This is a genomic window from Microbacterium pollutisoli, assembly GCF_053586795.1.
The window spans coordinates 35996-50090 of the sequence record NZ_JBNYWT010000005.1; the positions used below are offsets into that span (position 1 = coordinate 35996).

Consider the following 14095-nt stretch of genomic DNA (forward strand, 5'->3'; position numbering starts at 1 on the left):
CCTCGCACGCAGCCGATCAGGCCTGCAGCGAACCCTGCAGGTCGAGCGTGATGGTGACGTCCTTGCCGACCAGCACGCCGCCGGTCTCCAGCGCAGCGTTCCAGGTGAGGCCGAAGTCCTCGCGGTCGATGACGGTCTCGGCCGTCGCGCCGGCCTTGTAGTTGCCCCACGGGTCGGTGCCGAAGCCGCCGAACTCGAGCTCGAAGGTGACCGGCTTGGTGACGCCGTGGATGGTGAGGTCGCCGTCGACGAGGAAGTCGTCACCGGCGACGCGCACACCGGTCGAGACGAAGTCGATGGTCGGGTAGGCCTCGACGTCGAAGAAGTCACCCGAGCGCAGGTGGGCATCGCGGCCCTCGTCCTTGGTGTTGATCGACGTGGCGTCGGCGCTGGCGGTCACCTGCACCTCGAGGGGGTTCTCGGGCGCGACGATGGTCGCCTCCTTGATGGCGAACGTGCCGCGCACCTTCGAGATCATCATGTGGCGGACGCTGAAGGAGATCTCGCTGTGGCTGGGGTCGAGCACCCAGGTGCCGGCCTTGTAGCCGGGGATCTCGATGGTGGTGGTCGCAGTGTCGGTCATGCGGTGGCCTTTCGGTCAGGGTGACGGTTCTGCGACGGTTCAACGCACCGGCGTGAGATCTATTCCAGCGAATGTAAAAAACTCTGGGCCTGCAGCGTGACCGGGCAGCCACGCCGGACATGACAAAGGGTGGATGCCGTGGCATCCACCCTTCGGTGCGGTCAGAACGTGTCAGCCGACCTTCTCGAGGTCGATGACGAAGATCAGCGTCTTGCCGCCGAGGAAGTGGCCGCCGGCGGGACCGTACGCCAGGTGCGGCGGGATGACCAGTTCACGACGGCCCCCGACCTTCATGCCCGGGATGCCGTCCTGCCAGCCCTGGATGAGTCCGCGCAGCGGGAACTGGATGGTCTCGCCACGTCCCCACGACGAGTCGAACTCCTCGCCGGTCTCGTACTCGACACCGAGGTAGTGGACGGTGACGGTGTCGCCGGGCTTGGCCTCATCCCCGTCGCCGACGATGATGTCGCGGATGACCAGTTCAGTGGGCGCGGGCCCTTCGGGCGCGTCGATCTCGGGCTTGGTGCGGTCTGTGCTCATACGTCCATCCAAGCACGCCGGAACCGCCGGCGAGACCTCTTGACAGTCTCGGAGAGCGCTGGTGAAAATGGGGGCAGATCAACTCAGCGCCCGGGAGACACGCAGGCATCGCCGCGGCACCGGGCGCTGAGTCTTGCCACCGGCGGACGTTCGACGACAGCCACGCCCACCCGTCCGCTCGGCTAGGGGCGGGCCAGCAGTTGCGTGCGGGCAGCCGTCGCGCGAGCCAGGAACACGCGTTCGTCTTCCACCGCGTGCGGGTCGCGACCGGAGAGCGCACGCTGTCGGGCAGCGGCGAGCGACGTGGCCTCGGCGATGAACCGTCGCATGAGCGCGGAGCGGTCGCCCGGAAGGCCCCGCGCCCATACGACGGCCTGCCGGCGACCGCGGGGCGTGGCGAGCATCTCGACCTCGGTGGCGGTGAACCAGCCGGCGGCCGCGTACTCCCCCAGCCGCTCACGCGTCAGCCGCGCCTCTTCGCGGCGCAGCAGGATGATGCCGACGATGAAGCAGATGAACAGCGGCACCTGCAGCGTGAAGTACAGGGCGAAGAAGTCGGCGAACATCGCCGAGCCGTTCCAGAACGCGTGCAGGATCGTGGCGCCGAGCACCCCGAGCAGCCAGTGACCGCCGACCCGCCCGGCGGCGCGGCCGGTGCGGACCGCCCGGCCCAGCAGGTAGCCGGTGACCGCGGTGAACATCGCGTGCGCGAACGGCGAGAGGATGCCGCGCAGCAGGAACGTCATCGTGACGTCGGCGACCCCGCCCTCGATGAGGCTCGTGGCGAAGTAGAGGATGTTCTCGGTGAAGGCGAAGCCGGCGCCCACGAGCGCGCCGTAGACCACCCCGTCGACCGGGCCGTCGAAGGCGCGGCGGCCGACCGCCAGGAGCACGAGCAGCCCCAGGCCCTTCGCGAGCTCTTCCACGACCGGTGCCTGGATGACGGTCGAGAACGCCTCGCGCGCCGGCGATGCGCCCACGCCGATGACGAGGGTGAGCAGCACATCGACCAGCAGGGTCAGGGCGACGGCGACGATCGCCCCCCAGGCGACGGCGAAGATCGTGAGCGAGCGCGGCTCGGGCTCCCACCGGTCGATGACCCGGATCGTCAGAAGCACCCCCGTCAGCGGCAGCAGCGCCAGGATCATCGCAATGACCGACGCGGCCGTGCCGAGGAAGCTCAGCAGGTAGGCCGCCAGCGCGATGAGCACGACGATGATCACCGCGAAGCCCCACAACGGGGCCGACCGCCCTTTGCGCGCGGGCACCGGCAGCGGCGCGGGGGCTGGAGCGGGCGGGATCGGGGCGGCGGCGCCGTGCGGCGGCTGGGCGAGCGGCGACGGATAGGTCATGCGCTTCAGCCTATGGTTGCCGACGGCGCCGGTCCGGGTGCGCGTGCGGCGGGTAGCGTAGAAGGATGCGCTTCGCCCACGTGACCTCCCCCGCTCACGTCGAACCGCAGCTCGCCGTCGTCGGTGACGAACAGCTCCTCCTGGTGGCCGAGCTGTTCGACGGAGCCCCCCGCGACCTGCAGACACTGATCAGCGGAGGCGACGCGCTGCTGACCCGGGTGCGCGAAGCCGCCGCGGCGGCCGACTCCTGGCATCCACTCGACGGGTTCGGCTTCGCGCCGGCCGTGAACCGCCCGCCGGTGATCCTCGCGGTGGGCCTGAACTACGCCGCACACGCGGGCGAACTGGGACTGAAGGCCGACAAGGCGCCGACCGTGTTCGTGCTGTGGCCGAACTCGCTCACCGGACACGATGCGACCACCTCGTGGCCGCGGTCGCTCAGCGAGTCGATCGACTACGAGGCCGAACTCGGGGTCATCATCGGCCGCCCGGCGCGTGACGTCAGCGCCGAGGACGCCCTCGACCACGTCTGGGGTTACACCGTCGTCAATGACATCACCGCGCGCGACATCCAGTTCTCCGAAGCGCAGTGGTCGCGGTGCAAGTCGTTCGACGGGTTCACCCCGACCGGGCCGGTCGTGGTCACCGCCGATGAGGTCCCCGATCCGCAAGACCTGCACATCTGGGCGGTAGTGGACGGCCAGACCGTGCAGGACGCGTCGACCGGTCAGATGATCCGCCCGGTCGCCACGCTCGTCGCCCACCTGTCGCAGTCGGCGACGCTGCTGCCGGGCACCCTCATCTCGACCGGCAGCCCGGGCGGCGCCGGCTACTCGCGCGACCCGCAGATCTTCCTGCGCGACCGGTCGACGGTCACCGTCGGCATCGACGGCATCGGGCAGCTCACCACCCACTGCCGCATCGAGGGCTGAGCACCCACCACGCGTGGGCGGCGGCCGCCGGGATGCGCGGAACGGCGGTGGATGCCGGAGCACCCACCGCCGCTGCGTCGGAATCGGATCAGCGTCCGGCCTGGTTCAGCACCTCTTCGCAGGAGAGCTGCTGGCCCCAGATCTCGATGTAACCGGTGCCGCCGTTGGCCATGCACGCCTCGACCTGCGAGTTGAGGTCGCCGATGGCGCTGGCGAAGAGCGCGACGGCCACGATGCCGGCGATGATGCCGAGCACGATCAGCACCGAGCTGACGATGATCGCCGCCAGGGCCATGCCGTTCTTCTGGCCCGCCTTCTTGCTCTGCACGAGCGCGACGATGCCGAGGATCAGACCCACCAGCTGCAGGCCGATGGGCACGATCGCGAGGACGAGCGCCACGATGCCCATCGTGCGGCCGGGGTTGGCCGGCTGCGGCGCACCGTAGCCCTCGGTCGGGTACGCGGGCGCCGCGTAGGCCGGCGCGGCCGCGGGCTGTTCGGGCGCCTGGTACGCGGGCGGCTGGTACGCCGGGGGCTGGTCGGCCGCGGGCGGCTGGTAGGCGGGCGGCTGCTCGGCCGCCGGCGGCTCGGGAGCCGGGTTCTGGTCGCCGGACGACGTGGGGTTCTGGGGGTCGGACATGTGGCCTCCTGATTCGTGCACGGATGTTTCCGGCAGTGCGAAACTAGCGGATCGCGGTGGCTGCGCACAGTATGCGCGCCGTGGTCAGTTCTCGACGACGTTCTCGGCGGGCTGGACGATCGGGATCGCCTGGGTGATGGCCTCGAGCCCGGACAGCCGGGCCGGCGACAGCTGCTTGTCGACCTCTTCCCGGGTCATCAGGCCCGCCTCCACCACGAGGTCGCCCACGTTGCGGTGGGTCAGCAGCGCGGTCTTGGCCAATGCCGCCGACGCCGCGTAGCCGATGAACGGGGTGAGCGCGGTGACGACGCCGACCGACGAGCCGACCATCGCGCCCAGCCGCTCGCGGTTGGCGGTGATGCCGTCGACGCAGTGCACCCGCAGAGTGCGCATGGCCCGGCGCATCCAGGTGATCGACTGGAAGATCGAGTGGGCGATGACCGGCTCGAACGCATTCAGCTGCAGCTGGCCGGCTTCGACGGCCATCGTGACGGTCGTGTCGGCGCCGACGACGGCGAAGGCCACCTGGTTGACCACCTCGGGGATGACGGGGTTGACCTTGCCGGGCATGATCGACGATCCGGCCTGCTGGGCCGGGAGGTTGATCTCGCCCAGCCCCGCTTGCGGTCCGCTCGAGAGCAGGCGCAGGTCGTTGCAGATCTTCGACAGCTTGATCGCGTTGCGCTTGAGCGATGACGAGAACGACATGAACGATCCAGTGTCGCTGGTGGCCTCGACCAGGTCGTCGGCGGTGGCCAGGTCCAGCCCGCTGATCTCGCGCAGGTGGCGCAGCACCGCGGGGGCATACGCCGGGTGGGTGGTGATGCCGGTGCCGATGGCCGTGGCGCCCATGTTGATCTCGTAAAGCAGGTAGGCGTTCTCGGTGAGCCGCTGGTGGTCGTAGCCGAGGGTCGTCGCGAAGCCGTGGAACTCCTGCCCCAGGGTCATCGGCACGGCATCCTGCAGCTGCGTGCGGCCGATCTTGAGCACGTCGTGGAACTCGACCGCCTTGCGCAGGAACGACTGCTTGAGCAGGTCGAGCTCCTCCAGCAGCGTCCGCAGGTCGAGCGACAGCCCCACCTTCACGGCGGTCGGGTACACGTCGTTGGTCGACTGGCTGCGGTTGGTGTGGTCGATCGGCGACAGGAACGCATAGTCGCCCTTCTCCCGGCCGGCCAGCTCGAGCGCGATGTTGGTGATGACCTCGTTCGCGTTCATGTTGGTCGAGGTGCCGGCGCCGCCCTGGATCACCCCCACGATGAACTGATCGTGGTACTCGCCGTCGATGACCTTCTGCGCGGCGCGGTCGATGAGGTCGGCGCGTTCGGCGTCGAGCACGCCGATCTCGCGGTTCGCGCGTGCCGAGGCCTGCTTGACCATCGCCAGTGCGACCACGAGGTCGCGGTAGACGGAGATCGGTCGCTGGGAGATCGGGAAGTTCTCGAGGGCCCGGGCGGTATGGATGCCCCAGTAGGCATCGGCCGGGATCTCCATCGAGCCCAGGGAGTCGGTTTCTGTGCGCGTCGTCGCGTCAGCCATGTGTGCAGTCCTCGTGGGTCGTCACAGTGCGGATGGGTGTCCGACCAGCCTACCGCCGCCGGTGCACGAGACCGGGTCAGCGCTTGCGCGAGAACGCTTCGAGACGCTCCTGGGGCGTCAGGCGCGCCATGTGTGCCACCCATTCGGGGGTGAAGTACTCCCCCGTCTCCGCTTCCAGCACCGGGACCACCGTCGCGGTGATCGTGTCGTCGTACACGTGGACCAGCTGGAACGACTGCCCGGCATCCATGCCGTTGACCGCCCCGGCCGGGCGCTGCAGGTTCATCGTGTAGCAGGTGGCCGCGGCCACGCTCACCGGGACGCCCGCGAACATCCCGCTCATCGAGTAGTGCAGGTGGCCGGCGAGGATGCCGCGGACGTCACTGCCGGCGATCGCCTCGGCCAGTGCATCTTGGTGGCGCAGTTCGAGGATGTCGAACAGGGGCAGGTGGCTCGGCAGCGGCGGGTGGTGCAGCGCCAGAAGGGTGCCGAGTTCGGCCGGGGTGGACAGTGTCTCGCGCAACCACTCCAGCTGCTGCTCGTCGAGGTCGCCGTGGTGCCAGCCGGGCACGCTCGTGTCGAGCGCGATGAGGCGCAGCCCGCCTAGATCCCATACCCCGGTCACCGGTTCCTGCGTGGGATCGGCGCCGAGCAGCCCCTCGCGCAGGGCGGGCCGCTCGTCATGGTTGCCGGCCACCCACACCAGGGGCGCACCCAGCCGCTGCGCGAACGGCTCGACCTCCGCGCGCAGCGCCGCGTACGCCTCGGGTTCGCCGAGGTCGGTCAGGTCGCCGGTGAACACGAGGGCGTCGGGCCGGATGCCGGTGCGCTCCACCGCGGCCAGGGTCGCCCGCAGGTTCGTCGCGGTGTCGTAGCGGCCGCCGAGCGGGGCGTTGCCCGCCATGAGGTGCGTGTCGCTGAGGTGCACGATCACGCGCTGCGCGGGCGGGTGCTGACCGAACTGCACGACGTCCATGCCCTCAGCCTAGAGGCCAGCGCCGACGCTCATCCCGTGCGCCCAGACGCTCAGTGGTTGAAGATGATCAGCAGCAGGCCGGCGAGCACGACGACGCCGGACACCGTGAAGCTCGCCCAGGCGCCGACCAGCGCCAGGGTCTTCTGCCCCTCGCTGAGCGGGCTCTTGCGGGCCGCCTTCGCGGCGGCCTTGGCGGCACGCCGGGCCTCCTTCTCGCTGATCACCGTGATGGCGTCGGTGAACTCGGCCGGGGCCACGACCGGCGCCCGGCCGGCACGCACCAGAAGGCGCAGCCCGACGGCGTACGACGAGACCACCAGGGTCGCGGCCAGCAGCGCGGCGCAGAACACCTCGACGAAGGCGATCCAGTCGATCTGAACGTTCATCGCAGACCGTCCTTCCCGTTGCGCGCAGCCTCTTTGACGGCTTTCTGTTTGGCCTTCTTCTCGGCTTTGTCCTTGGCCTTCTTCTCGGCCTTGACCTTGGCCTCGGCTTCGGCGCGCTGACGCGCCTGCTCGCGGAGGATCGCCCGTTGCCGGCGCGTGGGCGGCGGGTTGCGCTTGACCTTGACGGCCTGGGCCGATTCGGCGACATCGGCCATCGCGTTGCCCGCGTTGACCTCGTTGCGCCGCGAGCGGAGGTAGATCCCCACCACGACGACCACGGCCAGCACGGCGCCGATCAGCACGCCCCAGACCTGCCCGAACCAGACCACCAGGAGCGCGGCGAGCGCGCCGACGGCGCCGGCGGCCGGCAGCGTCAGCAGCCAGCCGATCATGATGCGACCGGCGGTGCGCCACCGCACCTTCGAGCCGCGACGCCCCAGCCCCGAGCCGATGACCGAGCCGGAGGCGACCTGCGTGGTCGACAGGGCGAAGCCCAGAGCGCTGGATGCCAGGATCGTCGACGCCGTCGACGCCTCGGCCGAGAAGCCCTGCGCGGGCTTGACGTCGGTCAGCCCCTTGCCGAGGGTGCGGATGATGCGCCACCCGCCCATGTAGGTGCCCAGCGCGATCGTGACCGCACACGCGACGATGACCCACAGCTGGGGCTCGTGCTGGGCGGCCGACTGCCAGCCGACGGTGATCATGGCGAGGGTGATGACGCCCATCGTCTTCTGCGCGTCGTTGGTGCCGTGGGCCAGGGCAACGAGCGAGGAGGTGAAGATCTGCCCCCAGCGGAAGCCGTCGCGGCCGTCGGGCTTGCCGTCGTAGCGCCGGGTGATGCCGTAGGCGATCTTGGTGGCGACGAAGGCGATGATGCCGGCCGTCAGCGGCGCGATCACCGCGGGCAGCACGACCTTCGACATGACGACGCCGAAGTCGATCGCGGCGACGCTGGCGCCGACCAGGGTCGCGCCGATCAGACCGCCGAACAGGGCGTGCGACGAGCTGGAGGGCAGCCCCAGCAGCCACGTCAGCATGTTCCAGGTGATGGCGCCGATGAGCCCCGCGAAGATGATCGCGGGGAAGATGGTGGCCGATATCTGGTCTTCGCGCACGATGCCGCCGGAGATGGTCTTGGCCACCTCCGTGGACAGGAACGCGCCGACGAGGTTGAGCACAGCGGCCAGCAGGACCGCGACCTTGGGCTTGAGGGCACCCGTCGCGATGGGCGTGGCCATCGCGTTGGCGGTGTCGTGGAAGCCGTTGGTGAAATCGAAGAACAGCGCCAGTGCGATGACAAGCACGACGATGAGGGCTGCGGTCTCCACAGTTCGCTTTCAGTCGTTGGGAGTGGGGAGGATGCCGACGTGGTCGGCGGTGCGAACGAAGAGTTCACCGTGGGTTCAATTTCCGGCAACCGGACCGTTGAAGATCTTCCCACACCCGACCGCGTTCGCAGAACCCGGGAGGCCGATTCCCCGGTCGGCGCCCGGCGCTGCGGGTCCGGCGGGTCGCGTAGCGTGGAGCGATGAGCACTTCGGACCTCTCCGCCCCGGTCGCACCGGCCCGCCCCGTCACGCGCAGCCACCACGGCGACGACGTCGCCGACCCGTACGAGTGGCTCCGCGCCAAGGACGACGCCGAGGTCATCGCCCATCTGAACGCCGAGAACGCGTACACCCGGGCGCGCACCGCCCACCTCGACACACTCGAGCAGACCGTGTTCGACGAGATCAAGAGCCGCACGCTGGAGACCGACCTGTCCGTGCCCGTCCGGCGCGGCGACTGGTGGTACTACAGCCGCACCGTCGAGGGTGCGCAGTACGGCATCCACTGCCGCGCTCCCCTCACCGACCCCGACGACTGGACGCCGCCCGAGCTGGTCCCCGGCGTCGCGGTCGAGGGCGAGCAGGTGCTGCTGGACGGCAACGCCGAGGCCGAAGGCCACGAGTTCTTCTCGCTGGGCAGCTTCGAGACGTCGACGGACGGCACCCGCCTGCTGTACGGCGTGGATGTCGCCGGCGACGAGCGCTACACGCTGCGCATCCGCGACCTGGACACCGGCGAGGACCTGCCCGACGTCATCCCGAACACCTTCTCGGGCGCCACCTTCTCCCCCGACGGCCGGTTCGTCGTCTACACGACGGTGGACGACGCGTGGCGCCCGGACACCGTGTGGCTGCACGAGGTGGGCACCGACGCGGCGGCCGACCAGCAGCTGTTCCACGAGCCGGACGAGCGCTACTGGGTCGGCGCGGGCTTCACCCGCAGCGACGCCTACCTGATGATCGGCGTCGGCTCGTCGATCACGACCGAGGAGTTCCTGGTCCCCGCCGACGACCTGCGGGCGCAGCCGCGACCGGTCTGGCCCCGCCGCGAGGGCGTGGAGTACGACTCGACGCACGTGGTGACCGGCGGTGAGGACTACCTGTACATCCTGCACAACGACGGCGCCCTGGACTTCGAGCTCGTGCGGGTACCGGCATCCACCCCCGACGGACCGCGCGAGGTCGTGATGGCCCACGAGCCGGGCCGGCGCCTGCTGGACATGTCGGCGTTCCGCGACTGGGGCGTCGTGTCGTACCGGCGCGACGGCATCGTGCGGATGGGGGTGCTCGACTACGCCACGGGCGCGGTGCGCGAGCTGGAGTTCGACGAGCCGCTGTACACGGTGGGCGCCTCGGGCAACCCGGAGTGGGCGCCGCCGATGGTCCGGCTCGGCTACGGCTCGTTCGTCACGCCCGGCACGGTCTACGACTACGTCGTGGCCACCGGCGAACTGCTGCTGCGCAAGCGGCAGCCGGTGCTGGGCGGTTTCGACCCGGCCGACTACGACCAGCGGCGCGTGTGGGCCACCGCCGAGGACGGTGCCCGCGTGCCGGTGTCGCTGGTGTGGAAGCGCTCGTTCGGCGACCCCGCCCAGGGACCCCGCCCCGTGCACCTGTACGGCTACGGCTCGTACGAGCACTCCATCGACCCCGGGTTCTCGATCCCCCGGCTGTCACTGCTGGACCGGGGTGTCGTCTTCGCGGTCGCGCACGTGCGCGGCGGCGGGGAGATGGGCCGCCAGTGGTACGAGGACGGCAAGCTGCAGAACAAGCGCAACACGTTCACGGACTTCGTGGCCGTGGCCCGGCACCTCGTGGCCGAGGGCTACACCGCGCCCGAGCTGCTCGTCGCCGAGGGCGGCTCGGCGGGCGGGCTGCTGATGGGCGCGGTCGCGAACCTCGCGCCCGAGCTGTTCGCCGGCATCCTGGCCGATGTGCCGTTCGTCGACGCGCTGACGACGATCCTGGACCCGGCGCTGCCGCTCACGGTCATCGAATGGGACGAGTGGGGCGACCCGCTGCACGACGCCGAGGTGTACGCGTACATGAAGTCGTACACGCCGTACGAGAACGTGCGCGCCGGGGTGACGTACCCGCGGATCCTCGCGGTCACCTCGCTCAACGACACGCGCGTGCTGTACGTCGAACCGGCGAAGTGGGTCGCGCGGCTGCGGGAGGTGGGCGCCGACGCGCTGCTGAAGTGCGAGATGGTGGCCGGGCACGGCGGCGTGAGCGGACGCTACAACGCGTGGCGGCAGCGTGCGTTCGAGCTGGCCTGGCTGCTCGACGTGCTCGGCCTCGCCGACGCCTGACCCCCGCGCGCTTCGACCCGCGCTTCAACCCCCGCGAGCCGCCCAGTTGCGTGCGAGCCGCCTATCCGTGTACCGCCCAAAGGTCGGCGGCCCGCACAGAAGTAGGCGGCTCGCGCAACGGGTGGGACGCGTCAGCCAACGGGTCGCGCGTCAGCCGAAGAGGGCAGCGGCCTCTTCGTAGCGGTGGCGCGGCACGGTGTTGAGCTCGCCGAGGGCGTCGTCGAACGGCACCCGCACGATGTCGGTGCCCTTCAGCGACACCATCTGGCCCCAGGCGCCGTCGACGATGGCGTCGGCGGCGTGCAGCCCCAGACGGGTGGCGAGCACGCGGTCGAAGCCCGACGGTGAACCGCCGCGCTGGATGTGGCCGAGCACCGTCGAGCGGGTCTCGATGCCGGTCAGCCGCTCGATCTCGGGGGCGAGGACCTCGCCGATGCCGCCCAGCCGGGGGCGGTTGAACGCGTCGAGGCCCTTGTCGCTGTAGGCCTCGTCCATGCCCGTCAGGGTGAAGCCTTCGGAGACGACGACCAGCGGCGCCCGGCCGCGGTCATGCGCCTTGGTCACCTGGGCGACGATCTCCTCGATGGACATGGGCACCTCGGGGATGCAGATCACGTGCGCGCCGGCGGCGACTCCCGAGTGCAGGGCGATCCAGCCGACGTGGCGGCCCATGACCTCGGCGACCATGCAGCGCTGGTGCGAGTCGCCCGTGGTGCGCAGCCGGTCCATCGCGTCGGTGGCGATGTTGACGGCGGTGTCGAACCCGAACGAGTAGTCGGTGGCGCGCAGGTCGTTGTCGATCGTCTTGGGCACGCCCATCACGTTGATGCCGTCGTTGTAGAGCCGGTTGGCGGCGGCCAGCGTGCCCTCCCCGCCGATGGCGATGATGCCGTCGATGCGGTGGCCGTACAGCGTCTTGGCGATGTTCTCCGCCCCGCCGCGCGGCCCCTCGTACGGGTTGGTGCGGCTGGTGCCGAGGATCGTCCCGCCCACCTTCGACAGACCTTTCACCTCGTGACGGGTGAGGGGGAAGAAGTCGCCGTCGACGACGCCGCGCCAGCCGTCGCGGATGCCCACGAACTCCATGTTGTAGGTCGTGGTGCCCTTGAGCACGACGCCGCGGATGACCGCGTTCAGGCCGGGGCAGTCGCCGCCGCTGGTGAGGATGCCGATCTTCATGGTCTGAGGATCCTTCGTTGTCCGGGGAACTCGATACGGCGTCGTCGCCTCGCACTGAGACTAGCGCCGCACGGCCGCCGCATGCCACACGGGCGGCCGTGCAAAGGAGCGTCGCTCAGGCGGCGCCGAGCGCCTGGCGCAGCAGGTGCATGAGCGCCGACAGCTGCACCGAGTCGCTCGAGGTCGGGTCGACCTGAGCGCCGTCGAGCGCCCGCAGGGCCAGGCCCTGCTTCGAGTCGATGAGCTCGGCGATCTTCGTGTCGATCGTGTGGGCTGCGATGATGCGCCATGCGGTGACCGGCTCGTCCTGCCCGATGCGGTGCACCCGGTCGATCGCCTGCGTCTGCTCGGCGGCCGTCCAGCTCAGTTCGGCCAGCACGACGTTCGAGGCGGCCTGCATGTTCAGGCCGACACCGGCGGTCGTCAGCGAGCACACGGCGATCGCCACCTCGGGGTCCTTGTTGAACGCGTCGATGGCGTCCTGACGTGCCGGGGTGGACTGGTCGCCGCGGATGGACACGGTGCGCAATCCGGATGCCGCGAAGTGCGCCTCTGCGGCATCCATCACGTCGATGTGCTTGGCGAAGAACACCACCTTGCCGACCGACCGCTGCAGCTGCACGGCGTAGTCGGCGGCGAGGAGGGCCTTGGCCTGGCCGATCCGGCGGACCATGGTGAACACGTTGTCCGCGTCCGGTGCAGCCGCCTTGGTCTCTTCGAGCTCGCCGTGGGCGACCAGGCGCACGATGTCCTCGTCGGCCTCGCCGTAGACGACCTGGTCGCCGCGAGCCTCGACGATGCGGCGGTACTTGGCCGCCAGCCGCTCACCGAGCTCGCGTTCGGCGTCGCGGATCGACCGGCCGTACTCGTCGTCCAGTTCGACGGGCAGATCGGCGATGAGCTTGTCGGGCAGGTCGGCGGCGACGTCCTTCTTCTTGCGCCGGACGATGCCCATCGAGATCACCGCGTCGCGCGCGGCGGGGTAGAACGCCTTGTCGGCGGGCGTGAGGCCGGTGGCATCCAGCTTCTCCATCAGCTCGGGGCCGGGCTTGGTGCCGTCGGTCCAGCCGAGGAACCGCCAGATCGCGTCGAAGTCCTCGACGTCGTTGATCAGCGGTGTGCCGGTCAGGGCGAGCATGAGCGGGTTGCGCACCTGCTCGCGGATGCGACCGGCCAGGGCCAGCACGTTCTGCGAGCGCTGCGAGGTGAGGTTCTTGATGAAGTGCGCCTCGTCGACGACCATGCCCTTCAGCCCCAGCGAGCCCAGCCACGACAGGTGCCGGTCGAGCACCTCGTAGTTGACGATGAACACGTCCGCGAACGCGTCGACCGTGTCGCCGTCGCCGTGGATGACGGTGGCGCGCCGCTGCGGCGTCCAGCGCTCGACTTCCCGTGCCCAGTTCATCTTGACGACGTTGGGCACGACCGCCAGCAGCGGATAGGCGCCGGCGACGGATGCCGCGAGCACGGACTGGGCGGTCTTGCCCAGACCCGGTTCGTCGGCCAGCAGGAAGCTGCGGTGACCGGCGCGGACCGCCTCGAGGAACCGCGACTGGTGGACCATGATCTCGAGCCCCTTGGGCGAGATGCGGTCGAACTCCGGCACGGGCGGCAGCTCCATCGTGGCCGCTCCCCCGCCGGCGCCCGTCTCGAACGCCTTGTAGAGGGGGCCCATGAGCTCCCAGCCGTCGAGGCGACGCCGCGTCGTCGGCACCGGCGGGTGCAGGTCGGGCGCCAGGAACGGGTTCGCCTCGCGGCGGGCCTCGATCTGCGGGGGCGTGACCTGCCGGTCGGCGAGCGCGGCCGGCACGACCGGCGCCTGCACGGGCTTGACGTCGGTGATGATCAGCTCGTCGTCGGGCAGGTCGGCCCCGGATTCGAGCAGCCAGTCGCGGCGCATGCGGCGCGCGACCGGCGAGGTGGCCTGGTCGACCTCGAGCAGCTGGATCAGCGACGTGTCGCGGGCGGCCGTCTTCGCGAGGATCGTGGCCACGCCGTCGAGGCGCTTGAGCAGCTCGGCGCGCGGGCCGTCGGCGATGTCGCCGTCGGCCTTGACCCGGGCGCGCTCTTCGCGCACCAGGAAGGCGATGACCTGGAACTTGACGCGGTTGGTGGGTCCCAGCTTGCCGCGCTGCGCCTTGGCCTCGACCTCGCGCACCTTGCGGGCGAGGATCGGGATGAGCGGGGCGTCGTCGTGCTTGCGTGCAGACGAGCCGCCACGACGGCGCGAGGACGTCTTGGAAGCGGTGGATGCCGTGGTCGGCATGCTCCTCCTGAGCGTGATGCCGGTGCGGTGACGACGATGCGATGTCGGCCGACCGGGTGGTG

General features: G+C 70.2%; 12 protein-coding genes. 2 read left to right on the forward strand and 10 right to left on the reverse strand.

Annotated elements, in window-relative coordinates; all coding sequences use genetic code 11:
- Positions 1 to 16 precede the first annotated feature (16 nt).
- From ACQ143_RS11795 to ACQ143_RS11805, 3 genes are all read right to left on the reverse strand, one after another.
- The gene (locus tag ACQ143_RS11795) at positions 17 to 583 is read right to left on the reverse strand and encodes a YceI family protein (RefSeq protein ID WP_449570893.1); all 567 of its coding nucleotides are present in this window, start codon (positions 581 to 583) and stop codon (positions 17 to 19) included.
- 171 nt (positions 584 to 754) lie between these two features.
- Positions 755 to 1123 carry an FKBP-type peptidyl-prolyl cis-trans isomerase gene (locus tag ACQ143_RS11800; protein ID WP_449570894.1) on the reverse strand — a complete coding sequence of 123 codons (369 nt, stop codon included), beginning with the start codon at positions 1121 to 1123 and terminating at the stop codon, positions 755 to 757.
- 182 nt (positions 1124 to 1305) lie between these two features.
- The gene (locus ACQ143_RS11805; protein WP_449570895.1) at positions 1306 to 2475 is read right to left on the reverse strand and encodes a PrsW family intramembrane metalloprotease; all 1170 of its coding nucleotides are present in this window, start codon (positions 2473 to 2475) and stop codon (positions 1306 to 1308) included.
- A 65-nt stretch (positions 2476 to 2540) separates the two neighbouring features.
- Between ACQ143_RS11805 and ACQ143_RS11810 the strand changes: the two genes are divergently transcribed.
- Positions 2541 to 3407, forward strand: coding sequence for a fumarylacetoacetate hydrolase family protein (locus ACQ143_RS11810; protein WP_449570896.1), 867 nt, complete (start codon positions 2541 to 2543; stop codon positions 3405 to 3407).
- An 88-nt stretch (positions 3408 to 3495) separates the two neighbouring features.
- Here ACQ143_RS11810 and ACQ143_RS11815 read toward each other — a convergent pair whose 3' ends face one another.
- From ACQ143_RS11815 to ACQ143_RS11835, 5 genes are all read right to left on the reverse strand, one after another.
- Entirely contained in the window at positions 3496 to 4047 is a 552-nt protein-coding gene (locus tag ACQ143_RS11815) for a DUF4190 domain-containing protein (RefSeq protein ID WP_449570897.1), read from the reverse strand.
- An 84-nt stretch (positions 4048 to 4131) separates the two neighbouring features.
- Positions 4132 to 5586 carry an aspartate ammonia-lyase gene (locus ACQ143_RS11820; protein ID WP_449570898.1) on the reverse strand — a complete coding sequence of 485 codons (1455 nt, stop codon included), beginning with the start codon at positions 5584 to 5586 and terminating at the stop codon, positions 4132 to 4134.
- Positions 5587 to 5662: 76 nt separating this feature from the next.
- The gene (locus ACQ143_RS11825) at positions 5663 to 6562 is read right to left on the reverse strand and encodes a phosphodiesterase (RefSeq protein ID WP_449570899.1); all 900 of its coding nucleotides are present in this window, start codon (positions 6560 to 6562) and stop codon (positions 5663 to 5665) included.
- Positions 6563 to 6612: 50 nt separating this feature from the next.
- Positions 6613 to 6948, reverse strand: a complete 336-nt coding sequence (locus ACQ143_RS11830) for a peptidase (RefSeq protein WP_449570900.1) — start codon at positions 6946 to 6948, stop codon at positions 6613 to 6615.
- Positions 6945 to 8276: an anion permease gene (locus ACQ143_RS11835; protein WP_449570901.1), complete on the reverse strand. Its 1332-nt coding sequence runs from the start codon at positions 8274 to 8276 to the stop codon at positions 6945 to 6947. Before ACQ143_RS11835 ends, ACQ143_RS11830 begins: the two co-directional genes overlap by 4 nt.
- 200 nt (positions 8277 to 8476) lie before the next feature.
- On the opposite strand from ACQ143_RS11835, the gene ACQ143_RS11840 reads away from it, so the two are divergent.
- Positions 8477 to 10588: a S9 family peptidase gene (locus tag ACQ143_RS11840; RefSeq protein ID WP_449570902.1), complete on the forward strand. Its 2112-nt coding sequence runs from the start codon at positions 8477 to 8479 to the stop codon at positions 10586 to 10588.
- A gap of 150 nt (positions 10589 to 10738) precedes the next feature.
- Here the strand turns inward: ACQ143_RS11840 and ACQ143_RS11845 are convergent, their stop codons facing one another.
- A complete protein-coding gene (locus ACQ143_RS11845; RefSeq protein WP_449570903.1) occupies positions 10739 to 11767 on the reverse strand; it encodes a 6-phosphofructokinase in 1029 nt (342 codons plus the stop codon).
- Between the two features lie 115 nt (positions 11768 to 11882).
- Positions 11883 to 14033, reverse strand: a complete 2151-nt coding sequence (locus ACQ143_RS11850) for a DEAD/DEAH box helicase (protein WP_449570904.1) — start codon at positions 14031 to 14033, stop codon at positions 11883 to 11885.
- Positions 14034 to 14095 lie beyond the last annotated feature (62 nt).

Coding starts and splice junctions, on each gene's coding strand:
- ACQ143_RS11845 (WP_449570903.1), bottom strand. CDS start 11,767: ATGAAGATCGGCATCCTCACCAGCGGCGGCGACTGCCCCGGCCTGAAC.
- ACQ143_RS11795 (WP_449570893.1), bottom strand. CDS start 583: ATGACCGACACTGCGACCACCACCATCGAGATCCCCGGCTACAAGGCC.
- ACQ143_RS11800 (WP_449570894.1), bottom strand. CDS start 1,123: ATGAGCACAGACCGCACCAAGCCCGAGATCGACGCGCCCGAAGGGCCC.
- ACQ143_RS11810 (WP_449570896.1), top strand. CDS start 2,541: ATGCGCTTCGCCCACGTGACCTCCCCCGCTCACGTCGAACCGCAGCTC.
- ACQ143_RS11815 (WP_449570897.1), bottom strand. CDS start 4,047: ATGTCCGACCCCCAGAACCCCACGTCGTCCGGCGACCAGAACCCGGCT.
- ACQ143_RS11840 (WP_449570902.1), top strand. CDS start 8,477: ATGAGCACTTCGGACCTCTCCGCCCCGGTCGCACCGGCCCGCCCCGTC.
- ACQ143_RS11830 (WP_449570900.1), bottom strand. CDS start 6,948: ATGAACGTTCAGATCGACTGGATCGCCTTCGTCGAGGTGTTCTGCGCC.
- ACQ143_RS11850 (WP_449570904.1), bottom strand. CDS start 14,033: ATGCCGACCACGGCATCCACCGCTTCCAAGACGTCCTCGCGCCGTCGT.
- ACQ143_RS11820 (WP_449570898.1), bottom strand. CDS start 5,586: ATGGCTGACGCGACGACGCGCACAGAAACCGACTCCCTGGGCTCGATG.
- ACQ143_RS11825 (WP_449570899.1), bottom strand. CDS start 6,562: ATGGACGTCGTGCAGTTCGGTCAGCACCCGCCCGCGCAGCGCGTGATC.
- ACQ143_RS11805 (WP_449570895.1), bottom strand. CDS start 2,475: ATGACCTATCCGTCGCCGCTCGCCCAGCCGCCGCACGGCGCCGCCGCC.